The organism is Sulfitobacter sp. KMM 9851 (genome assembly GCF_057178245.1).
The window spans coordinates 1,004,025-1,026,552 of the sequence record NZ_CM169991.1 but is presented as its reverse complement, the minus strand read 5'-3'; the positions used below and the strand labels follow the sequence as shown (position 1 = coordinate 1,026,552).

General features: G+C 57.2%; 22 protein-coding genes, 1 tRNA gene and 1 pseudogene. 3 read left to right on the top strand and 21 right to left on the bottom strand.

Annotated features, from left to right (window positions below):
• Positions 1 to 77 precede the first annotated feature (77 nt).
• The 8 genes from AC1965_RS05060 to AC1965_RS05025 all read right to left on the bottom strand — a co-directional run bounded on the left by AC1965_RS05060 (position 78) and on the right by AC1965_RS05025 (position 8,233).
• Positions 78 to 860 (bottom strand): SseB family protein, encoded by a 783-nt coding sequence (locus AC1965_RS05060; protein WP_483886197.1) that lies wholly within the window; start codon positions 858 to 860, stop codon positions 78 to 80.
• Positions 853 to 1,440 (bottom strand): uracil-DNA glycosylase family protein, encoded by a 588-nt coding sequence (locus AC1965_RS05055; RefSeq protein WP_483886196.1) that lies wholly within the window; start codon positions 1,438 to 1,440, stop codon positions 853 to 855. The genes AC1965_RS05060 and AC1965_RS05055 overlap by 8 nt, the downstream gene beginning before the upstream one ends.
• A 91-nt stretch (positions 1,441 to 1,531) precedes the next feature.
• Positions 1,532 to 2,107, bottom strand: a complete 576-nt coding sequence (locus AC1965_RS05050) for a hypothetical protein (protein ID WP_483886195.1) — start codon at positions 2,105 to 2,107, stop codon at positions 1,532 to 1,534.
• Positions 2,104 to 4,344, bottom strand: a complete 2,241-nt coding sequence (locus AC1965_RS05045) for a xanthine dehydrogenase family protein molybdopterin-binding subunit (protein WP_483886194.1) — start codon at positions 4,342 to 4,344, stop codon at positions 2,104 to 2,106. Before AC1965_RS05045 ends, AC1965_RS05050 begins: the two co-directional genes overlap by 4 nt.
• A gap of 3 nt (positions 4,345 to 4,347) precedes the next feature.
• Entirely contained in the window at positions 4,348 to 4,806 is a 459-nt protein-coding gene (locus tag AC1965_RS05040; RefSeq protein ID WP_483886193.1) for a (2Fe-2S)-binding protein, read from the bottom strand.
• A 129-nt stretch (positions 4,807 to 4,935) separates the two neighbouring features.
• Complete coding sequence (locus tag AC1965_RS05035; protein ID WP_483886192.1) at positions 4,936 to 6,000, bottom strand: hypothetical protein; 1,065 nt, start codon at positions 5,998 to 6,000, stop codon at positions 4,936 to 4,938.
• A 74-nt stretch (positions 6,001 to 6,074) separates the two neighbouring features.
• Complete coding sequence (locus AC1965_RS05030; RefSeq protein ID WP_483886191.1) at positions 6,075 to 7,499, bottom strand: TolC family outer membrane protein; 1,425 nt, start codon at positions 7,497 to 7,499, stop codon at positions 6,075 to 6,077.
• Positions 7,500 to 7,579: 80 nt separating this feature from the next.
• On the bottom strand, positions 7,580 to 8,233 hold the full coding sequence (locus AC1965_RS05025; RefSeq protein WP_483886190.1) for a protein-L-isoaspartate O-methyltransferase family protein: 654 nt from the start codon (positions 8,231 to 8,233) through the stop codon (positions 7,580 to 7,582).
• 144 nt (positions 8,234 to 8,377) lie between these two features.
• Between AC1965_RS05025 and AC1965_RS05020 the strand changes: the two genes are divergently transcribed.
• A tRNA-Cys gene (locus AC1965_RS05020) sits at positions 8,378 to 8,451 on the top strand.
• A gap of 709 nt (positions 8,452 to 9,160) precedes the next feature.
• A complete protein-coding gene (locus AC1965_RS05015) occupies positions 9,161 to 12,046 on the top strand; it encodes a hybrid sensor histidine kinase/response regulator (protein WP_483886189.1) in 2,886 nt (961 codons plus the stop codon).
• 394 nt (positions 12,047 to 12,440) lie between these two features.
• Here AC1965_RS05015 and AC1965_RS05010 read toward each other — a convergent pair.
• The 5 genes and pseudogenes from AC1965_RS05010 to AC1965_RS04990 all read right to left on the bottom strand — a co-directional run bounded on the left by AC1965_RS05010 (position 12,441) and on the right by AC1965_RS04990 (position 16,602).
• Positions 12,441 to 13,459, bottom strand: a pseudogene (locus tag AC1965_RS05010) (IS110 family RNA-guided transposase).
• Between the two features lie 183 nt (positions 13,460 to 13,642).
• The gene (locus tag AC1965_RS05005) at positions 13,643 to 14,050 is read right to left on the bottom strand and encodes a hypothetical protein (RefSeq protein ID WP_483886188.1); all 408 of its coding nucleotides are present in this window, start codon (positions 14,048 to 14,050) and stop codon (positions 13,643 to 13,645) included.
• Between the two features lie 443 nt (positions 14,051 to 14,493).
• Entirely contained in the window at positions 14,494 to 15,126 is a 633-nt protein-coding gene (locus AC1965_RS05000) for a tyrosine-type recombinase/integrase (protein WP_483886187.1), read from the bottom strand.
• A 173-nt stretch (positions 15,127 to 15,299) separates the two neighbouring features.
• Positions 15,300 to 15,692, bottom strand: coding sequence for a hypothetical protein (locus AC1965_RS04995; protein WP_483886186.1), 393 nt, complete (start codon positions 15,690 to 15,692; stop codon positions 15,300 to 15,302).
• A 61-nt stretch (positions 15,693 to 15,753) separates the two neighbouring features.
• The gene (locus AC1965_RS04990) at positions 15,754 to 16,602 is read right to left on the bottom strand and encodes a sulfotransferase domain-containing protein (RefSeq protein ID WP_483886185.1); all 849 of its coding nucleotides are present in this window, start codon (positions 16,600 to 16,602) and stop codon (positions 15,754 to 15,756) included.
• Between the two features lie 168 nt (positions 16,603 to 16,770).
• On the opposite strand from AC1965_RS04990, the gene AC1965_RS04985 reads away from it, so the two are divergent.
• A complete protein-coding gene (locus AC1965_RS04985; RefSeq protein ID WP_483884247.1) occupies positions 16,771 to 17,664 on the top strand; it encodes a LysR family transcriptional regulator in 894 nt (297 codons plus the stop codon).
• Between the two features lie 122 nt (positions 17,665 to 17,786).
• Here AC1965_RS04985 and AC1965_RS04980 read toward each other — a convergent pair.
• The 8 genes from AC1965_RS04980 to AC1965_RS04945 form a co-directional block, all read right to left on the bottom strand.
• Positions 17,787 to 18,544 (bottom strand): IS5 family transposase gene (locus tag AC1965_RS04980; RefSeq protein WP_483886989.1). Its coding sequence is split into 2 segments (ribosomal slippage): positions 17,787 to 18,223 and positions 18,223 to 18,544, totalling 759 coding nucleotides; the frame shifts between segments, so codons are not numbered across the junction.
• A gap of 52 nt (positions 18,545 to 18,596) precedes the next feature.
• A complete protein-coding gene (locus AC1965_RS04975; protein WP_483886184.1) occupies positions 18,597 to 18,818 on the bottom strand; it encodes a hypothetical protein in 222 nt (73 codons plus the stop codon).
• A gap of 115 nt (positions 18,819 to 18,933) precedes the next feature.
• Positions 18,934 to 19,263, bottom strand: a complete 330-nt coding sequence (locus tag AC1965_RS04970; protein WP_483886183.1) for a helix-turn-helix domain-containing transcriptional regulator — start codon at positions 19,261 to 19,263, stop codon at positions 18,934 to 18,936.
• Position 19,264: 1 nt separating this feature from the next.
• The gene (locus tag AC1965_RS04965; protein WP_483886182.1) at positions 19,265 to 19,594 is read right to left on the bottom strand and encodes a type II toxin-antitoxin system RelE/ParE family toxin; all 330 of its coding nucleotides are present in this window, start codon (positions 19,592 to 19,594) and stop codon (positions 19,265 to 19,267) included.
• 51 nt (positions 19,595 to 19,645) lie between these two features.
• Positions 19,646 to 21,169 carry a relaxase family protein gene (locus tag AC1965_RS04960; protein WP_483886181.1) on the bottom strand — a complete coding sequence of 508 codons (1,524 nt, stop codon included), beginning with the start codon at positions 21,167 to 21,169 and terminating at the stop codon, positions 19,646 to 19,648.
• Positions 21,163 to 21,591, bottom strand: coding sequence for a plasmid mobilization protein (locus AC1965_RS04955; protein WP_483886180.1), 429 nt, complete (start codon positions 21,589 to 21,591; stop codon positions 21,163 to 21,165). The genes AC1965_RS04960 and AC1965_RS04955 overlap by 7 nt, the downstream gene beginning before the upstream one ends.
• Before the next feature lie 41 nt (positions 21,592 to 21,632).
• On the bottom strand, positions 21,633 to 22,037 hold the full coding sequence (locus AC1965_RS04950; protein WP_483886179.1) for a hypothetical protein: 405 nt from the start codon (positions 22,035 to 22,037) through the stop codon (positions 21,633 to 21,635).
• A 68-nt stretch (positions 22,038 to 22,105) separates the two neighbouring features.
• On the bottom strand, positions 22,106 to 22,474 hold the full coding sequence (locus tag AC1965_RS04945) for a helix-turn-helix domain-containing protein (protein ID WP_483886988.1): 369 nt from the start codon (positions 22,472 to 22,474) through the stop codon (positions 22,106 to 22,108).
• Positions 22,475 to 22,528 lie beyond the last annotated feature (54 nt).

Sequence of the window (22,528 nt, the reverse complement as noted above, 5' to 3'; positions counted from 1 at the left end):
CGCCTGCGCACCCCACGAGCGCGTGATCTCGCGCCGATGTGACGCCAGCGCAGCAATCCGCGCCACATTCCGCCCGATTATTTCAAAATCGGCGGTTTTGCGGGGTCGCTGCCCGGCGCCATGCGCGGCGTGTGTTGCAATGGTTCCGGCTGAGGCAGGTCAAACCGCAGGCCCACGCGGGCAAGACGTTCAACAACGGGATCAGCTGGTGCAAAAAATCCCACGTCCATCGCCCCGGCCTCAACCCCGGAAAACGTCAGCGCCTCAGATGCGGCACGCACCAGCGCGTCCTGCGCCCGCGTAATCGCCCCAACAAAACCCAGCAGGTGCCCACGCCCCCCGCCGCTGTATTCGACCCCCACCAGAAATGCGCCCGCCGCCATGCCGGTCGCGGTCGCCAGTTTGGCGTCTATCGCAGCAATCAGATGTTCCGGCAGGCCCTGTGGCGGAAATACACGGCTAATCCCCGTTTCCAGCGCGTCCGCCTCATGGGCCAATGTCTCACGTAGCCATGCCAACGCCTCGGCAGGCAACAAAATTTCAGATGGCGCGACACCGATATTCACCGCAAACCCCAAGGGTTGATCCGCCAACATCCCCGCAATCGCACGCCCCGACAGTGCCACATAGGGCGCCGCGTCGCCGACGTAGGCCGCCAATCGCGACGCACGGTCAAAGACCACCACATAACTGTCGTCTAACACCACCGGATTGACCTGATCCGCCACCGGCTCTGCCTCAAGCAACATGAATAACTCCACGTCGGCAATGCGTTCATAAAACCGCAGACGTGCGGCATCATCATCTGGGGCGGCCTGCATGGCGGCATGGGCCAGATCAAGCGGGGTTGGATCAGTCATTCATCACCTCTGACACAGCGGCACGAAGGGGCGGCAGGACCTCCTGTTCGAACCACGGATTTTTCTTTAACCATCCGGTATTGCGCCAAGACGGATGAGGCAAGGCAAAGACGCCCGGCGGATGGTCGCGCCAGCGCGCCACGGCATCGCGCACGGATCGAAATTCCGGCAAATGCCAGCGCATCGCATAGGCCCCGATCAGCACTGTCACCTTAATATCCGGCAAGATCGCCAGCGCGTCGGCCCGCCAGGTCTGTGCACAGATCGGTGGCGGCGGCAGGTCGCTGCCCTTGGCGTCATAGCCGGGAAAACAAAAGGCCATCGGCATCACAGCCACCTTTGAGCGGTCATAAAACGCGGCCTCGTCCAGCCCCAGCCAATCGCGCAGCCGGTTGCCGGACGCATCCCAGAACGGTTTGCCCGCCTCATGTACCCTGATCCCCGGTGCCTGCCCGGCAATCAAAATGCGCGCGCCTGAGTCAAACCAGACGACCGGCCGCGGCTGGTGCTGCGTCGCCGTGGCCGCGAAACGTGCCGCACAGATACGGCAGGCCTGCAAATCACCACGAAGACCCGTCATAGGCTTTTCACTGACCCCGTCGGTCACAGCGCCCCACCCCTCTCTTTTTGGTTCCAATATTCCTGGGGGTTTGGGGGCAAAGCCCCCAAGATCAGTCGCTGCTACAAGGAGTGCCCGCAGCCCCCCAAAGCGCCACATCCGCCGCCACCGTCACCACTGTCCCTTCCGGTGCAGACCGCCCTGCGCCGGGCGTGAAACCCCAGTTCACAAAGGCAGAACTGCGCAGATGCTCAACCAGTTCCTCAATGGTGTTGCCATCATTGGTTTCGGGGTCGCGCATCTGGGCGCAGACTTCGGCGCTGGTCTTGCCCAACCAGGCAAGCTCAACCGGTGGCAAGCGCCAGGCGTCGTCAATATGAGGCGGCGCGTGAGGCACTGTATTGGGTACGGCAGAGGTCACGTGGCAGGTCCGGCAGGGCACGCTTTGTGCCCCAATGCGACTGTCGTCGGCCCTTACGGTCATTCCATGCACCCGCTCCGCGCCATAGCCCAACGCCTGCCACATCGGCACGCCGCTGTCTCCCACGTGGCAGTTGGTACAGCGCGGATGCGATGCCACCTCAAATATCCGGTCCCACGCCGCCAACCCCTCCGCGCGCGGCACCTGGGCGTCCTGCGCTGCAAGCGGGCTGGCCATGAGGGCCAGACAGAAGGCAAGATATCTCATACAAAATCCACTGATTTGGACAGTGGCAATTCGCGTATCCGCTGGCCCGTCGCGGCAAAGATCGCATTGGCCAATGCTGGGGCCGCGGGCGGCACCCCCGGTTCCCCGATCCCGCGCAGCGCCTCACCGTTCTCAAGCCCGCGCACCATGATCTGCGGCGTCTGGTACAGGCGCAGCCCCTCGTAGAGGTGATAATTGTCCTGCTGCGGCACACCGTCCTTGTAGGTCAGCTCGCAATTCATCGCGTGACCCAAACCCCAGATCACACCACCCGAAAGCTGCGCCTCGAAATTTATCGGATCCAGGATGCGGCCCACTTCGGCCGCCACAAATACCTTGTCGATGCGAATGCCTGCCTCGGTCTTGGTGACGTCGACCACCTGTGCCACCGGCACCCCAAAGGCGAGCGTAAAGGCCAGCCCCCTCCCCCGGTCAGGTCCAAGGTCACTGCCCCAATCAGCCATCTCGCCCACTGTCTCAAGCACCGTGCGCGATAGATCATGAGTACACAGCCGCAGCCGCTCAGCGAGCGGGTCCAACCCGGCGGCCTGGCACATTTCATCCATGAAGCATTCATGCAGAAACCCGTTGCCCGATGCCCCGACCGATCGCCAGGAACTGACCGGCACCATGGCGGGCGTGCGGTACCCCGTGACGCGGTAGTCTGGAATGGCAAAAGGTTGATCCCAGGCACCAGCGACAATCGCCACATCGGGGCCAACAGCAGGCTGGTTCAGCCGCCCAAATTGCGATTCCGCCACAGAGGGTGTTGCAATGGACAGGTCATAAGCGGCAATGCCCGCGCCGCTGACCTTGCCCCGCGCGCGCGACATCGCCAATGGGCGGGGAAAGTCGTGGGTAAAATCCTCTTCGCGCGACCAGACCATCTTGATCGCAGTATCGGGCATCTGCTGAGCAATCTCTACCGCGCGCAGGACATAGTCGTCTTCCAACCGTCGCCCGAAACTGCCGCCGGACATCAGCACGTGAATATGGACATTGTCGACGTCTAGTCCAGTCAGCGCGGCCACATTGGCCTGCATGAAACGCGGTATCTGCGTGCCGGTCCAGACGTCGATCCGGTCCTGCGTCAGTTTCACCACGACGCTCATGGGCTCAAGCGGGGCGTGCGCAAGGTAGGGAATGCGATATTCGGCCTCAAGCAGCTCGCCTTCGCCCAGTGCCGCCTCAATATCCCCATCGTTGCGAAATTGATTATCGCGGAAATCTTCGTGAAACGATGCGGCCACGGCCTCGAACTGGGCGGCGGTATCGCCGGTATAGGGTGACGGGCCCCAATCACACTCCACCGCTGCCGCTGCCTGAAAAGCCCGCCAGGTATTGTCCGCCACGACAGCTATACCGCCCGTCACGGGCACAACAGCCTGTACGCCGCGCATTTTCTCGGCTGCACCGGCGTCAAAACCCAAGATCGCCCCCCCTTGGGCCGGGTTGGTGCGGGTCGTGGCGTAAACCATGCCGTCCATCACCATGTCGATGCCATAGGTCTGCGTGCCGGTAGACTTTGCCAGAATATCGGTGCGCATCTGTGACTTGCCCAGATAACGCCACTGCGCAGGATCACGCAGCGCCACATCATCGACCGGGGTCAGCTCTGCCGCCGTGGCGGCCAGATCTTCGTAGGCCAACCGCACGCCATCAGGCAGCACAACGGCACCCGTCTCGGTCTTTAGCTGGTCACGGTCCAGCCCGGTCTGCGCCATGGCGGCAGCGACCAATGTCTCACGCGCCACCGCCCCTGCCAGACGCAAGCGATCATACATATCCGGTACGGTTGACGAACCGCCCGTCAGTTGCAGGCCCAACAATTTACCAGCAACATCGGATGCGCCCCGCCCCATGTTCGCCAGAAATGTGTCTGACGTGGCGGCAATCGGCATGCCTTCTACCGCGACGACGCCGTTGTAATAAGCGGGCGACGGTGGGCCGGGATCAATGCGCACCGCGTCAAGGTCGACATCCAGTTCCTCGGCGATCAGATGGGCCTGAACAGAATAGGCACCCTGCCCCACGTCCGCACGCGGGGTAATGAGGGTCACGCCGTCCGCGTCGATCTTCACGAAAGGTGTGATCGCCGCCTCACCCGGCGCCAGTCCCGCCAACAGCGGATTGGTCACGTCCCGTTTATAAAGATAGGTGCCAAATGCCACGCCCCCGGCGATCGCCGCAGAGCCAATCAGAAAGGACCGGCGGGTGATGGTACGCAAACGCCCCATGTCTCAGGCCCGCCGCAGCTTGGTCGCAGCCGTATGTACGGCGGCGCGAATGCGGGGATAGGTGCCACAGCGACATAGGTTGCCGCTCATCGCGGCGTCAATCTGGTCGTCGGTTGGATCGGGGTTTAAGTCGAGAAATGACGCCGCCTGCATAATCTGACCTGACTGGCAGTAGCCACACTGCGCGACCTGATGTTCAACCCAGGCCGCCTGCACCACATGCAGCGCCTCGGGCGTTCCCAACCCTTCGATGGTGGTTACCGCACCATCGACATCGCCTGCCGCCAACTGGCACGACCGCACCGCGATACCGTCGACATGGACGGTACAGGCACCGCATTGCGCAATGCCGCAGCCGTACTTCGGACCCGTGATGCCCAGAACATCGCGCAGCACCCACAACAGCGGCATGTCGTCTTCGACATCCACATCGTGGTCCGTGCCATTTACTGTCAGCTGCATCTGCGCCCCCTACCGAACCGTTCGGTTTAGACTAATCACCCCGGTCGTGGTTACAAGGGCCGACGTTAAGGAACGCGCCCAGGTCAACCGCAGATCGGGCCGAGCTATACCGAAATTGTCATGGCAGGATTATTCGAGTTCCTGTGCCGTCAAGGCACGGTGAATTTCGCGCCGCACCAGCTTGCGAACGTTGCGGGTGATGCGTTCGCCCAAGGCGCCCTGCAATTCAGCGCGTACAATTTCCGATACCAAGTCGCGCAGGGCGTCTTCGTCTAGAAACTGGTCATCGGCATTGATACCCGGGTTGCTGGTGTCTGCCTCGGCGGCGTCATCTGCCACAGGTTGCTCCTGCGCCGCATTCGGGACTTCAGCCTCGTCGCTATCCATCATGCGCGCGCCCGTGGCATCGCGTTCGATGTCGTCCTCCCAGGCCATTGCCGGTGCTTCGGTGCCGGAGTAATCGTCCGCACCGACACTGTCTGGCTCCCAACGGTCGGAAATCTTGCCAATGGCAGTTTCAAGCGCCGCGAATTTGTCGCTCAGCCTGCCGGAGGGACGTAACATTTCCAGTTTCGCCGGCTTCGCAGGGTTTTCTGCGGCGGCAGCGTCGTTAGGCAAAGCAATGTCGTCATCCACAGGGACACCGTCATCCTGCACATCAACCGGGTCGTCCAGACGCAGCGCATCGACGTGATCATCTTCATCATCTTCGTCTTCGTCTTCAATAGCCATGGAAAGGGCCATGTCGGGGGCATCGTCACGTGCCTCCTGACTGACGGAATCATTGTCGGCAGCGCGCAGGTCCGGCGCATCGACATCATCTGCGGTATCATCCTCGAAATCATAAGGATCGCTGGCGTAATCCTCAGCGGGATTGCGTCGGTCGTTTGGTGCTTCGGTACGTTCCGCTGTCGGCTCTGCACGCTCAATATAGCTGCTGTCGTCGTAGCGCTGCGATGTCTGGCGGGGGCGGTGCACTAGGGCATCAGGCTGAACCTGTATGTCGTCCTCGCCATCGTCATCGACCTGCGCATCCGGCAGCGGACTTGCCACGCGCAGGGCGGGCGTCAATACCAGACGATCATTCTCTGACACAGGTTTCGCAGACGGCTTGGGACGCTTGTCTTCTGACACCAGACGGCGAATCGAAGACAGAACATCCTCAACATCCGCGTTCGTGACGGGCTCGGACATATCTTTTACCACTCTTTCCTCACCAGACAGTTTAACCGCCTGCGGGGATTCTCACAATGGGGCGTCGAAAATTGTCAGTCTTTTTGCAAAGCGCGCAACACACGGTCCAGCTTCTGCCCCTGCTTAGATACTTTCGCCGGGCTATCTTTGACCAGATCATAATAGGCACCAGCGTCGTAAATCTGCACCGGCAGACGCAGTTCCTGCGCTGTTAGACGCCCGGTGGCCGCAAGCACAGTGTAGGCTGCGACATAGAGGTTCGACCGCGCAGACACCCGTGTTGATTCCGCATCAAGGAGGGCCTGTTCGGCATCAAGCACATCAAGCGTGGTCCGGGCACCCAGCGTCGCCTCTTCGCGCACACCGCGAAAGGCAATGCGCGCGGCGCGAATCTGGCGATCAGAAGCTTCCAACTGCGCCCGTGCAGAGGCCAGTGCCGCATAGGCGTTACCGACGTCCTGCTGGATATTATTTTTCACCACGTGTAGATTTGCCCGCTGCGCATCACGCTGTGCCATGCTCTTGCGAACAGCCGATGACAGTGCCCCACCTTGATAGATGGTCTGCCCCACCTCGACGCCGACACTGCCAGTGTGTGAATAGCTGTTGCTGCCATAGGTTTCCGAAAGCCCATAGCGTCCGGTCAGTTTGACCCTGGGCGACATCGCCGCCTCGTTTGAACGGATTGCCAAATCCGCTGCTGCAACTTGGTGCTGCGCGGCCAGCATTGCCGGGTGGCGGCGCACGGCAAGCGCCTTGGCTGCGTCGAGATTGCCGCTGACATCCGGCAGGCTGGGCGGCGCGCTCAATGCACCGGGCTTGCGCCCCACGGCGTTGCGGTATTCCTCTACGGCGCGCAGCAGATTACCTTCGGCCCCAGCCAGGCCAGAGCGCGCCTGTGCCAGTTGTGCCTCGGCCAGTGCTACATCTGTGCGGGTTACCTCGCCCACCTCGAACCGATCACGCGCCGCACGCAGCTCTTGGGTCAGCAGACGCAGATTGTTATTGCGCAGGGCCACAAACTCAGACGCCTCGATAACGCCCATATAGGCGCTGACGGCGCGCAGCAGGATGCGTTGTTCGATGTCGGTCAGCGATTGACGGGTCGCTAGAACGGTTTCTTTGGCCGCTTCGATGCGAAACTGGCTGGTCCCAAAATCGTAAAGCAGCATCTCACCAATCAGGTTGATCGACGCACGCAGACTTTCGGCCGACTGGGAAAAGGGCGATCCCGCCCCCCGCTGGGTGCCAAAGCTCTGCGTCAGGTCCGCCGACCACCGCAAAATCGGCTTTAGCGCCGCCCCTGCAGCAGCCACGTCTTCATCCGCAGCACGCAACAGGGCGCGGTTCTGATCCAGCAGCCCCGAATGGGTATAAGCGCCGACCAACGCATCGGCCAAGGTTTCCGCCAAGGCCGGACGCGGCAATGTCAGCACCAAAGCAACGCCGACCGCAGCACCAATACGTCGCAGGGCCATGGGAAATGTCATCGCAGTCATTACATCTTTGCCCTTTGTCGGATTTAGGTCGTCATGAACCATCGCTGATCAGTGATCACATGTGCCATCAGCCGCACGCCTTAAAGCTGGAAAGCCGCCTGTCGCTCAAACCCCGGCAGCACGGGCGCGCCAGCATTGAATTCGCTACGCCAGCTCACTTGGTCATCACGTTTATAACCAATGCGCACTTCACCCAGTGCGCCCTGCATGAACAGGCAGGCAATACGCCCCCCCTGCTTTAGCTGGTCGATCAATGACTGCGGGACGTCGTTGACGCCACCTTGCACCAGAATCACATCATAGGGCCCGTGCTGCGGCGCGCCTTCAGCCAATGGGCCGACATGTATGACGACATTATCAGCGCCCGCAGCAGCCAGCGCCTCCTGCGCCTCAATCGCCATCGCTTCGTCTTCTTCGACGGCGACAACGGCCTCTGCCATGCGGGCAATTACGGCGCTGGAATAGCCCAGAGCAGAGCCCACATCGAGCACAAGTTCACCATTTCCGATCGCCAACCCGTCAAGCATCTTGGCCAATGTCCGCGGCTCTAACAACACGCGGGATTGCCCTAAGTTGATGTTTTCACCCAGATAAGCCGCCTCTCGCTGCGCCGCGGGCACAAAATCCTCGCGCCGAATAGTGAGCATGGCGTCAATGATCGGGAACTTGGTCACATCCGACGGGCGGACCTGTGTATCAACCATCGTCGTGCGGCGCGTCGCGAAATCGGTCATCAGCTAAACTCATCCGTTCAGATTCTTTCGCAATAGATGTGCCACATCAAATAGCCAGCGGCAACGGCCCTCGCGCATTTTCATGATCTGATGGGTCTTGCAGCGGTCAGCATGATCCGATAGCAGTGCGCCACACCACCGGTTGGCGAGTTGGCGGAGTGGTTACGCAGCGGATTGCAAATCCGTGTACAGGAGTTCGATTCTCCTACTCGCCTCCATTTACTTTCAATGACTTAGCTAATAATTTTCAAATCCCACGCCTAAAACTTCCGCGTCAGGGGACACCTGGGGGACAAATTACCCCAGTTCGCTGCCCGCTGGTCCCTCTATCTCCCCGCCTGACATCTGACAAAACTTGCTGTTCGGTGAATTTATGATCGGGTACGTGACCTCGCCACCACCAACGGCGGGTCCGCCGGAAACGACCTCAAATCAAACCACTTGAACCGAGGGCCAACGGTATGGTTCCAAAAATCACCCTTAGGCGTCCACTTCCAAATTGGGCACCGCTCGCCCCTATTCTAGAACTTCAGATGCCTTTGATCTTCGGTGCCGGAGAGACCGGCGTCTGGCTTCGTTCAATAATGATTTTCTTCCTGTCATCGTGCATGGCGCATATCGTCCAGTTGGGGTCCTTAGCACTGTAGCTCTACGCCAATGAACCAGATAGGCTTACATCTGGTCGAACATGTTGCTTAGCGGTCCTTGATCAAAGACGGAAATGACCCGTCAAATTCGCAGACACGAAGGGCGGAAACCGGTCATTCGCCACAGCTCCTCAGCTCACGGCTCGGGACCGTGACAGCGCCCCGCAGGGCCGGGATTACATCTTGATCATTCTTAGGCGTAATTTATCATAGTAAAGTTCTCGATAACCGCAATTTGTTGTGAAAGCTCTCAAGTGTACAAGCTCTGTAGATCTACGCCATGAATATTGATCTGGAAGCAGTCTTCGCGAATGCGCCGTCACCCTATATTCTGCTGGATGCTGATCTTAGGATGCTTTGGGCCAATAAGGCCTATCTCGAAGTTACGGGGCGAAGCCGCGAGTCAATAATTGGTCGACTGATGACCGAGGAATTCCCCGCTCCGTCCGATTCCGTCTCTGACGAAATGCTGCGTGGATCTTTCCGACGTGTGTTGATGAACGGAAAAGCTGATCACCTTCCGTTAATCCCCTATCCAATCAAGGCTGCGGATGGTCACTTTGTTGAACGCTTCTGGAGCGCGACTCATACGCCCGTTCTGAATGAAGAAGGTCGCGTCGAATTCATCCTGCAGAATACTGTTGATGTGACAGATTTATATCGCGGCGCACATGCCACGGCCCCTGAAGATATCTCACGCAACGCGGGGCTGTTGCGACGCGCGGAAGCTGTTGCAACCGAGAACTTGGCACTTGGTAAGATCACAGAGTTTTTCCAGGCAGCCTTCGACCAAGCACCTGGTTTCATGGCGGTCCTGAATGGACCCAAACACGTCTTTCGGTTCGTGAATCAGGCCTATAACGACTTGATCGGTGCCCGTGATGTTGTTGGGTTGCCAGTGCGAGAAGCACTGCCAGACATCGAAGGACAAGGCTTTTTTGAGTTACTGGATCAGGTGTTTCAGTCGGGTGAGCCGGTCTCGGTCAAGTCGATGTCGGCGAAGCTCCGCGTCTCGCCTGACGCGCCGGCTGAGCAGCATTTCGTTGACTTCATCTTTTACCCTTTGAAGAATGACACCGGCGCGCCAATGGGCATCTTTGTCCAGGGACACGATATAACCGACCAGAAAAACGCTGAAGCTGCGCTGGCTGCTACGCGCGAAAAATTCCGGACGATGGCCCAGACGATGCCAGTGCATGTCTGGACGGCTGACAAGGATGGTGGCCTGAACTGGCTGAACGTTCGAGTCTATGAATTTACCGGTCACTCTGAGGGAGAGCTTTTCGGAGCGGATTGGGTTCGTGTCCTCCATCCTGACGATCTGAACGCAGCGGTGGAAGAATGGACCGACGCCATTCAAACAGGCAAAGCTTACGAAACCGAATTTCGCATCCGTAAAGCCGATGGTAGTTTCCGGTGGCACCTCGTGCGAGCAAGCCCTTTGCGCGACGACGACGGGACGTTGACAGGTTGGGTTGGTACGAACACGGATATTGAGGACCACAAGAATACCGAAGCTGAGATCGCGAGGATCAATTCGACGCTTGAAGATCGGGTGGCAAAACGCAACCGTGAACTTGAAGAGTTGCACGCAGAGTTGCGCCAAAGCCAAAAACTCGAAGCGATTGGCAGCTTGGCGGGGGGGATTGCACATGATTTCAACAACCTTCTTCAGGTTGTGATGGGCAACTTGCAGATCGCGATGCGCGGTATGCCAGAGGATTCGACCGTTCACAAACGGCTGGACCAGGCGGTGACAAGCGTGAAGCGTGGGGCGACACTGGCCTCGCAGCTTTTGTCCTTTGCGCGCAAGCAGCCTCTTGCCCCTGTGGTCATCAAGCTGGGCCGGCTGATTGAAAATACCTCGGAATTCTTGCACAGCGCCGTCGGCGAGGGGGTCGAGCTTGAGACCCAGTTTGAAGACGATCTGTGGAATACCAGCATTGACCCCAACAGCATGGAAAATGCGCTGCTGAACCTCGCGATAAATGCGCGCGACGCGATGGAGGGGAAAGGGAAGCTAACGATACATGCGTCCAATGTGTCGCTGGATGAAGCCTTTGCGCAGGCCCATCCAGACGTCAAGGTTGGCCAATATATCAGGCTGGCCGTAACCGACACGGGATGCGGCATGTCAAAAGAAACCGCTGATCGCATATTCGAGCCGTTTTTCACTACTAAGGCAAATGGTCACGGGACCGGGCTTGGTCTGTCGATGGTTTATGGTTTCGCAAAGCAATCAGGCGGTCACATGGCGCTCGACAGCAAGGTCGGCCAAGGCACCACAATGTACATCTACCTGCCCCGCTCGCATGAGGCTGAACAGACCATAGAGCCCACAGCACATCACGGGCTGTCTGGTGGGTTCGAAACAATCCTGCTGGTCGAAGACGACCATGAAGTACGCGAAACCGCTTTTCACTTGCTGACCGACCTTGGCTACACTGTTCTTCAAGCATCTGACGCAGAGCGGGCGTTGAGCATGTTGGAAGATGGGCATGACGTAGACCTCTTGTTCACCGACGTGGTCATGCCTGGCAAGATGAACGGGTACGAGCTCGCGCAACAAATGCACAATTTACGCCCTGACATACCGGTGCTATTCACGTCCGGGTTTGTACAAGATGCAGTGGTGCATGACGGCCGTTTGGTTGAAGGGGTTCAATTGATCGGCAAGCCATACACGCAGGATGAATTGGCCCAAAAGGTGCGGGATGTTCTTGGATGCGAAGGAACCGCACTCACGAAGCTTTCGAACGAAACGGCGGCGTTACCCATGCAATCCAGATCGGAAACCAAGAAAAGTCGAGACGGTCTAAGCATTCTGATCTGCGAGGATGACGCTTTGATCCGGCTGGATATTTCAGAAGTGTTGCGTGATGCGGGACATAGCGTTTTTGAGGCGGCAAGCGTGGGCAATGCGCTCGATATTTTAAGAACAGAAATTGTAGATGTTTTGGTCACCGATGTCGGTTTGCCCGATCGTACGGGTGAAGAACTTGCCCAGGATGCCAGGGATCTTAATAAAAATCTGCCGGTAATCTTCGCGACCGGCGGCGTCGACGTCCCCTCCGCTGCCACATTGGGAAACTGCAAAGTGTTGAGCAAACCCTTCGGTGACACCGTTTTGCTGGCTGCGATCCAATCAGTCATGGTCAAAAGTTAGCAGAGTTCTAAAATGTTAATCTATTGTCCCTTACCTCGCTCAAGAGAGGCCTGGCGCTCGCGCTTATTAGTGTGTTCTCTGCCAATGCCTGCGTCGTCCCCCACTGAGTAAATTCACCTAATCCGGCAATGTGCAGCGATAGCGAAAGTCCTGTGTGGATAGCCCCTGCATGGCAAGACATAGTTGAAGTAATTTTGCACTGGTCAGAAGCAGACGTGCGTCCGGCCTGTTTGCGCGGCACTCGTAGCCGCGGGCCCTGATGGTTTCCGCAGACCAAGTCCCAAACGGCCTATCGAACAACAATGTGTCCTGGACATTTGACGGGGTGTCTTGATTGGCGGGCTGACTGTACGCCATCATTTCAAAGGTCTTGCTGTCGCGGGTGTTCCTTTTATCAAGCTGTGTGAGGCCGATAGTATTCGTTCTTCGTCAGTACCGCCCAGACTATTCGTGCGGTCTTGTTCGCCATTGCGACGGTCGCCAGTCAAGCTGGCTTGCGCTCAAGAAGGCCGATGGCCCATGGATCGACGCGTTAGGGTTTACTTCCATCTGTCGCAATCGCGCTGTCATCCCGGTCACCAAAAGACGCCGAATGTAACGGTCGCCCATTTTCGTGATCCGCCCTAATCTTTCCTTTCCGCCACTGGATAAGTTCAACGGTGTCAAACCTAACCATGCCGCAAATTGTCGGCCATTCTTGAACTGCTTCGCGTCGCCGACTGTGGCAACAATAGCTGACGCGGTGACAGGCCCAAGGCCTGGTATCGCGCGCAACAACATAACGCGTTTGTCCAATCTCGAATGAAGCCGCATGCGCATCTCGTACCAACGGAACCGGAGATACATCGCAACAAGTTGGTGGCTGAGTTGTCTCAGAACATCTACTGGGATCTGCGGTAGGGCGGGCTTCTCTCCCTCGAGAGCACCTTTGGCGTATTTGATCGCCGCTCCAGTTCCTTGTGGAATGATGACACCAAACTCGGCGAGCAGGCTGCGAAACATGTTGCTCAGTTGCGTCCGCTGCCGGACAATCAAATCGCGCGCGCGATGCAAGAACAAGACGGCTTCCTGTTCCTCGGACATGGGCGCAACAAACCGCATCGTCGGTCGTGTCACCGCTTCGCAATTAGCTTCGGCATCATTGGCGTCAGATTTGCCGCGTTTGACTTAGGGCTTCACATAATTGGCTGGGATCAAGCGAACATCGTGCCCAAGCTTGTTGAGTTCTCGCGCCCAATAATGGCTGAACCCGCATGCCTGCATGCCGATCAAGCAGGGCGCCAATTTGGTAAAGAATTGCATGAGTTGTGCGCGCCGGATAGCTCGATTGAAAACAACCTCCCCATCCTCGGTAATTCCGTGGACTTGAAAAACATGTTTGGCCAGATCGATACCGACTGTTGTAACTTGCATTGGGTAGCTCCTCTCAAAGCAGTGATAGACAACTGCAGTACGGCGCAATACGGCGCCGGTTGGAGCAGGAGCTATCCACCCCATCCGCTTCAGGAAATCTGCAACGCGGCACCGTCGGGATCAGTCAAGGTCCGCTAAGGGCCGTCATCGGCTTGCATTAACCAATATTGAGTAAGCAAGGATTCAGACCAATGAACCGGCTGCCTTGCAACGGTTGATGGCCGCATCGACATGGAAAAATGCCTGTTTAATCGCCTTCTCCTCCAAACCAGTGAGGCGCACTTGGAAAACCTTTTCGTTGCCGCCCTTGCATTTGACCGTCACGGTGCCGTTCTGGATCGGTCCCGCGAAAGTCAGTGTGGCATCAACAACTGGAGGGTTGGCGAGGTTCTGTGCCGTTCGCTGTGTAGCGGTCTGCCCAGTTCTGTCCAACCATCCCTGTTGACCTAATTTGACCTCAGCCTGTCGGAACGCTGTAACCGCAGCACTGCGGTCGTAGATGGTCGCCCTGGGGAACCTACTCATCGCGTGAGTAGGCCAGATCTGGAACAACTGCCCATCTCCTGTAATCGCAATAGATAGTCCCGACATCGCAAAGCTCCTTTTGAGTTCAGAGAGCAAAAGCCAAGACTATGCCAGATGGGCCGCAGTCTACAAAACTAATTGTTCCTATCTGTTCGATCGCTTCGAACGCAGGCTAACTGCTACATCACTTAATCCGCCCAAGGTTGGACGGGTCACCAGGCCCGCCTCAGCAAGTTGGTGGTCTCAGCAGAAATATAGCTGACAAGTTACCAAAACTCTCGACCGTTATTTTGGTAGGCGGAACTGCGAAAATGGTGTGAATTTCCGATGCGCTTTCTGAAGTACTGGTGTTGTTTCAGTGCTCGAAATCCCTTCGGGCAGCTTTGTCCAATTCTCACTCCGTGGGTCGTCATACAGCACAGCCTCTTGAGGTTTGGCCCGAAGCCGCCGTTAGCTGCAGGCCGTGCTAAGGTCGGCTTTGGGCCGTCCTTGTCGAACGGCCCAAACGCTTAGATTTCAATAGCTTCGGAAATCGCTAACGCATCTTCAAGTTCAACGCCCAGATAACGAACTGTACTGTCCATCTTCGTATGCCCCAACAGAAGCTGAACGGCACGCAAGTTGCCCGTCTTCTTATAAATCTGGGTGACCTTCGTGCGTCGCATCGAATGGGTGCCATAGGCGATCACTTCAAGCCCGATGGACGAAACCCATTCCCGCACAATGCGGGCATATTGGCGCGTTGAGATATGAAGCCGCTTGTGAAAACGCCCTGGCCAGAGATATTCGGATCCGACCATCAACGGATCTTCCATCCACTTCCCCACCGAGGCGCGAGTGCCCTCGGAAATCTCGAACCGCACCGGTTTTTGGGTTTTGCTTTGCAGCACCGATGCCCGTTCCTTGATCTGTCCAGAAGCCATGACATCGACGACTTTCATGCGGACGAGGTCACACCCGCGCAATTTGCTATCGATGGCCATATTGAACAGAGCCAGATCGCGATGGTTCTCGGCCAGTTCCAGCCGGACACGGATCGCCCAGACATGTTTGGGCTTCAGTGGTCGCTTTTGACCAACGATGCGCCCTTTATTCCACGCGGGGCGAAGTGTGCGAATGGCCGGTAAGTTTGGTGTTTGCATGACAGTTCCTCCGGTCCGCCATGCCCTCCCACATCGACAACCCGACGTTGACACTGCACTATATCATGAAATGCTGCGGCGCATCTGAAGTCAGCTCCGAGCCCAAATTGACCATATCGCGGGTTTGCGGCGAACGGCGGCTATTGAAATGCTGACTACATGCAAAATGCCCATCACTCCCCAATTTCGGGACGCCTTTCCGCTAGCAGTTCCCAGCCATCCGATATCTTACAGAAGGTGAATTGTGGCTCGGAAACAACTCTGGCACCTCGCATTCCGTTTTCGAGAATAGGATCCGCAGCGAACGTCTGGGCGCGTATAACCGTGTCCCATTGAAGAATAACCGTCACGGAATTTCTGTCAGCCGGATCTAACAAGATTTTGTATGCAACTTCGCCGACGCTTTGCCGAGTTGCTAGACCGGCGTCGAAAACGGATTTCCAGTCCACGTAGTCAGCAACTTGATGCTGAACGATCATTATTGCGTCTTGCGCGGCGCCGATCTGACAATGACCGAGGGAAAGGGTAGTCGCCAATGACATTGAGTTGATGATTGAATGTGCCATTTACTCATAACTTCCTTTTTGAATGACAGCGGCGGCTCAGACCGACGCACCAGACGCAGGCTTACAGCGCGCCGTTTTTGAGCCAGGCGGCGCAAGGCTCACCAAGTTCCTTGACAGCATTTTGCTCATAACGTTCGCTTGTTTCTCCTGACAGTGTGTCTTTCCAGCGCCCGTTTGTACCTTTGTGAATGAATGTTTTCGCACCGCCATCCCAGAAAGCACCGCCCAGTGGTACAGAATCTGCGGCATGGTTTTTCATGTAGTCGAATGAACAATGATGTAGAATTTTCTCCATCAGGTCGGGCGTCACCTCGATGTCGAGGAATGCGGCTATTTGGGCAATCTGACCACGCAAATCATGCTTGAGATCTGCAAAGTGAACGAGTTTCACGTTGGGTTGATCGCGCAACTCCCACCAGCTGCGGACATTCTCCCAATAGGGCCAGAATGGCGCTCCGTCATTGTCCAGCCAATGCGTGAAATATGCTGCAGCCCTTTTGGGCGGGACTCCAATCTCGGGGCCGACCCGCCCGGGCGTGTTGTTTAGAGTCTCGTACCACATCGCGTTCGCGTTGCTGTGGTGATTGTGCAAGGACCACACCAAATCCCGGGCGTCGCGCCCGACATAGATGTATTTGGCCTTTTGCGAGAAGACCAAGGCATCAACCGGCAAATGGGTTTTCAGAAACCGGCGATGCGTCTGTGCGGCAATTGCCGGAAGCTTAACCTCTTTCGGTGGCACACGAAGGTCAACCCAAGGCGACATTTCCGAGATGGGTAAGTCCGTCTGACCCTGAAAGATCAGCTGGCTTACGATCTGCTGCATCCAGGAGGTGCCCGACTTTGCATAGGTCGCGATAACGATGTCATCGTCACGGAAATCGATATCGTTCCAGACCGTACTGTCCATATGGTGGTTGTGAATTTCGCGGGTTTTGGTGGGTAAGGCGTCCATGTTTAATTTCCTTTGTTGAAAGTGTCGCATGGACAATATGAGCCACGGCCAGCGGTCGTGGGTATGTCTGCACTTGCAGAGTGGTTAGGCATCCGTGCAGGATGCTCTTAGGGGTAAGCAACAATGCTGGACTGGAACGACATCCGCATCTTCCTTGCTGTCGCGCGAGAAGGCTCTACTTTGGCGGCTTCAAGAAAATTGAACATCAACCAGACGACGGTTGGACGGCGCATGCAGGCGCTGGAAGCGGCGCTTGGGCTGACGCTGTTCGAGCGCGATACCAGAGGGTACACACTCACTGCTCAGGGCAGAAACATGCTGGAAGTGACTGCAAGCATGGGTGAAGCAGCCGAAAGCGTCAAAACGCGGGCCAATCAACTCGGAAGGGCATCAAGCGGAAAAATACGCGTGACTGCAGCCCACTCAAGTATGGCGCATTGGATGCTTCCGCTAATATCCGAGTATCATAAAAAAAATCCAGACCTGCAATTTGAGACGAATTCAGCCGAGAGCTACATATCATTGGAAAATGGCGAAGCAGATGTTGCTTTGCGTGCCGCTGACAAAATATCGGGCGACACATTGGTTGCCAGAAAACTTCCCCCGGTCAGGTGGGGCATTTACTGTAGCAAGTCATATTTGGCTGCCAACGGCATTCCGCGCTCCATTGAAGAGCTAAAGGAACACCCCTACCTGCGTTTCCCTGATGCAATGGTGAATGGCGTCCAAGCTATGAGTTATGTAGATCAGCATATGGATAAATCAAAAATTGTTAGCACCGTGGATTCTGTTGTATCCATGGCTGCATCGCTTCGCACTGAAGAGGCGGTCGGAGCGCTTCCCTGTGTCGAAGGTGATCAATCGTCCGAGCTTTTAATGTGTTTCACAGACAATCAAATGCAAAGCGGGCTTTGGCTTGTTGCATCTAAGGAGGCGTACCAGGAACCACGTGTACGCAAATTCATGAAATTTGTTGCCGAAAAATTTCCGCAGGATGGCAGTAAGGCAAATTTCTAAAAGCAGTAACAAAGCCATTGCACAGGAGGCAATTCTTCGAAGATCTTTAAAATTGATCTGGCCAGAGATTTACCCGGGCCAAAAAAAAGCTGAATTGAGAGGTGGATTGCTAGGCTCAGGACTCATAACCAGAATATGACGGTTGCAGCGAGTGCGATTGCCGAGAGGAAGACGGTTGGTGATCTGTCATAGCGTGTTGCGACCCGCCCCCAGTCCTTGAGCCTCCCAAACATTCTCTCGATACGGTTGCGTCGTTTGTAGCGTCTCTTGTCATACTTGACGGCTTTCTTGCGCGACTTTCGCCCAGGAATGCAGGGCTTTGTGCCCTTGTCTATAAGGGCTTCGCGGAACCAGTCAGCATCATACCCTCTGTCAGCAAGGAGCCATTCAGCCTCCGGTAAGCCATTCATTAAGGCGGCAGCGCCAGTATAATCACTGACTTGCCCTGCTGTGATAAAGAAGCGGATGGGGCGCCCGCTGGTGTCTGTGATCGCATGCAGTTTGGTATTCATGCCGCCCTTGGTCAGTCCGATCAGGCGGCCTTTCCCCCCCTTTTTAACCGTAGGCTGGACGCCGTACGATGTGCTTTGAGGTATGTGGCATCAATAGAGATAGTCTTATTGTCCGGGGCTTGTTCGGCCAGTCCCATCATGATCCGAGCGAACACGCCCATATCACTCCAGCGCTTCCAGCGATTATACAGTGTCTTCGGCGGCCCATACTCGACAGGTGCATCACACCAGCTTAACCCATTGCGATTTATGAATATAATGCCACTCAGTACACGACGGTCATTCACGCGGGCACGACCTCGGCTTTTTGGGAAGTACGGCCGCAGCCGCTGCATCTGCGCCTCAGTCAGCCAATACAAATTGCTCATGATATCCTCCAACAACTGGACATTGTGAATCATGGCAACGCGACAAGCTCAACTAGTTAATAGGTCCTGACCCTAGAACATTGGACGTTTGAGCTTGGCTCAACTCTGGCAGCCATGAGATTTCTTGTTCGAGCCGAGCATTTGGGGCCAATAGGCTTTGCTGTGCGCGTTGGATTTTTTGAGGCTCGAAAACTTCATCAAACTCGGCATCTTCAACTAATTCGGCGATGTCTGATCTATCGGCGTCGTAGCCTGCTTTTAAAATATGAAACACGCTACTGGTAAGGTCGAAACATCCGTTATTCATCAATAATTTCTCAAGTCAAAATGGGCCAAGCTTGCGCAGAGCGTCGCACGCAAGCGTTGTATTGCAAACACCTAAACCGCAGCTACGCGCGAAATTCAGTACTCTGAGTGATTGAAAACGACACGCCTTCGCGTTGCTTCAGCCGCGACACCATGGCCAGAAGATTATCAGCGCGCGGGTTTCCCTTCGCGCTGAGCATCCGCATCAGGCTCTTGGGGTCTTTGTCCATGTCTTGCGCCAAGGCTTCAAACCCCACTGTGGCGTTCACGTAGTCGCGCAACAAGACCTTACCCGTCTCCAGATCGTCGCTGAGCATCGCCTCGATGGCTTCGCGAAACAGGCCCGCACGAAACTCAGGATCGCGCTCAGCGCGGGCTTTGATCGTATTTTTAAAGTCTTTCGTCAGGGGCATGTCAGTCGCCTTTCTCTTTGCGGGTCTTGTAGTCGTCCCAATATGCTTTGGCCTGCTCGATATCTTTGGACTGGCGCTTCTTCGTGCCCCCACAGAGCAAGATCACAAGCGTATCGCCGTCTTGCCCAAAATAGACGCGGTAGCCGGGGCCGAAGGTGATGCGCCGCTCCGACACGCCTTGGCCGACTGGCTTTACATCGCCCAGATTACCCGTCTCGATCCGTGCAAGCGCCGTTCGCACCTTCAACGCCGCCGTCGTATCAAGACCATTGAACCAATCTTCAAACGGTGTTTTCCCCGCCTCTGTGACATAGACAACAAGCTTATTCATTGGATCTGTTGGTGACACATACGTTACCATTTGTCAATCCGCTTTGCCACGTCAATGCGTCATCCCCCGATCCATCTCAACCTCTCGCGCTTCTAGCTCTGTCTCAGCCTCACTTCGGCGGCTTTCACTAATTTCAAGCTGGTCTCGAGTTGCGTGCGCAGCTTCCCGTAATTCGAGCCCTCGCTCAACAAGCCGTGCAACGCAGCCACGGACGCCACTTGCGATTGAATGAGCACCGACACGCAAGCGGCCAATCCATCCATCTGGCTCTGCATCCTGCTCGTCGAGCGTGCCTCTAACCCGCTCAATTCCTTTGCTGAGACCTCGCAGGCCGTCACCAACCGCTCGACGCAGGCGAGCAAGTCGCGTTCCAAGGCTGTCAGGGGTGTCGTCATCTAATCCTCCTCGATCTTGATGCAGGTCACTGATCTGCCGCCCAGCGTGCAGGTCCTCAGGCGTGTCTTGGTCGGGTCCAGCACCAGCCATATCCCGTCCTCCCTGTCGATCCGCGTTAGCCCCAACTCCGTCAGTTCCGAGTTCGCCAGCATCAGCGTCCAGAGCAAGCTCGCGGCCATCATCGAGACGATCCCCGCCAAGAACGTCCCCATGATCAGCCAGGGCGAGATCGTCAGCCAGCTCTTGCTCTGTCGCAGAAAGGTGCGGGTATCGATCTCGATTGTACGCTGCGCGTTGGTCGCAATGCTGTTCAAATCGGTCTTGAAGCTCTCCAGTTGGGATGCCATCGAGGCGGCGTAGTCCTGCCGGATCGTGTCCAGTTCCGTGTTCAACTTCTCGCTCAGCCGGGTCGGCTTGCCAGTTTTCATGGAAAATCTCTCCTTTCAAACGCCAGCGCTCGCCGGTGTCTGGATCTTGGGCGGTTAGGTAGGCTTTGCCTGCGCGGGGGATGTCGAAGCCAGCATCGGTAAGGGCATCGAGCATGCTAGCGCGGTCAGTAATCAGGCCGACGCTGATCTGGCCTTGCAGCCACGCGTGCAGCTCGTCACGGCCTTGAGCGCGGGTTGGGGTCTCAATGGTGTCGCGGACCTCTTGGGTGCGCTCCAGCTCCATTGGGTCGGCCCAGCCGTGGCGCTGGTTCATCACGTCACGCAAGCTGTCGTATGCGTACTGATAGCCGGGCGGCGCAATGTTCAGGCTTCGGCCTGAGGTCAGCTCCAAACGCGGTGTGCAGAAGTGAAGCTCGACACGGTCTTCGTGGGTATGTCGGACCCAGAGCACGTCATATTGCGTCGGGTCCAGCCCCGCAAAGGCCAGACGCTCGAAGTGGTCCATGACCTCGGCCTGCTGTTCCTCGGTCGGGGCGTCGGTGGCAGCAAAGCTGATCACGCCCGCGCGGTAGGTCCACTGGTGGCGGCTCGCGTCGATCAGGGCTTCGGTGCGGTCGGGATTACCACGCAGGACTTCCGGCAAAGGCTCGCGGGTGACGGTCATCGGCTGGCCGTCTGCATCGCGGATCAGGTCGCGGTTATCGTCGTAGGCCAGCACCTTGTCCGCGACGAGGTAGCCGACCGGCCCCACACCCGCGCCTTTGCCGTTGCGGAAGAACTTGATCAGCATCGGCGGGACGCCTCGACGATCTGGGCAAGCTGGCGTTCGATGGTCAGCAGGCGACGGGCAACGGTGAGCGCGTCAAGATCAACGCGCCCCGCCAGCATCGCGCGGTTCAACCCGCGGGCGATCTGGTTGAGGTTGCTGCCAATGCGTCCAACGGCCAGCACCAGTGCGGGATCGACGCGGGGGATGGGCTTGCGATGGCGGGCTTCCGTCAGGCCAAGCGCCTCGCGCAGGAGGGTCGCGGCAGGTAAGCCAGCGGCCTCGGCCTTGGTGCGCAACTGGGCCTTCTCTGCCGCTGTGCACCGGAAGACGAATGTCTCGGTCAGCGGCTCTTTGGTGCGGGGTTTGCCCGCGCCGGTGGGGTTCGAAGGGGAGGCGTGCCACCCCTCGCAAGGTCCCGTGTCAGCAGCGCCAGCGTATGACATGGGTCGCCTTGCTGTTTGCTTTTCTGTGGGATCGGTTGCGGTCATGATCCGAGGCCTGCGGCTTGGATTTGCGCTTCGGTTACTAGGTGCGTGGCTAGCAATCCCTCGATCTGCTTGGCCGTGATGTGTTTGCACATCGGGCTGCGATCACTGATCCAGCACGCCAGCCGCGCATGGTGGTCAGCCTGCAACGCTGCCGCCTTCTCCCGGTCTTCCGCCTGCTTCTCGACATAGGCCTGCCAGCGCCGCGACTGAAACCAGTTGTCAGAAAAACAGACCTTGGAGCGGGTAAACCCTGCGCTGTCGGTCGCGTAGGCTTGGACCGCCTGCAGCAAATCCTCCGGTTCAATTCCGTCCTTCATGGCTCCTTCGATCTGGGCGAGACAGGCCGCTTTGCCGCGCAATCGGTCGGGCGGATAGGCTCCCAGAATCTTCTCAGCCTCCACCGCCTCGTGCTTGCGCGAAGGAGGTTCTTTCTTAGGTTCAATGGTAAGGTTCCTGTCCCGATTTGAGACTACCCCCGTCTCACCCTTGAGACGTTTCCCCCCGTCTCATTTTGAGACTCAACCCCGTTGGGACCGCTGCCACCCCCCTTCGGGCGCGCACTCGGACCGAGGGTGATGTCGAGGTGTAACTCATACTGATTGGACCCGCGCCCGCCTTCGCCATCGCCACGGGCATGGCGTGTAACGAGACCGCATTCTTCCAAGGTCGTCATGTGCCGGAACAACGTGGCCCGGCCCATCTCGCATTCGTCAGCCAACCGCTGCGCGCTAGGGTTACATTGGCCGGTTTCTTTGTTGTGAAAATCCGCCAGCTGAATCAACACAATCTTAGCGGCGGGTTTCAACCCTTTGACGTTCGCGGCCCAGATCAACGCCATGCCGCTCATGGCTTTGAACCTGCCAAAACACGGGTATCAGGTTCACAACTTGTT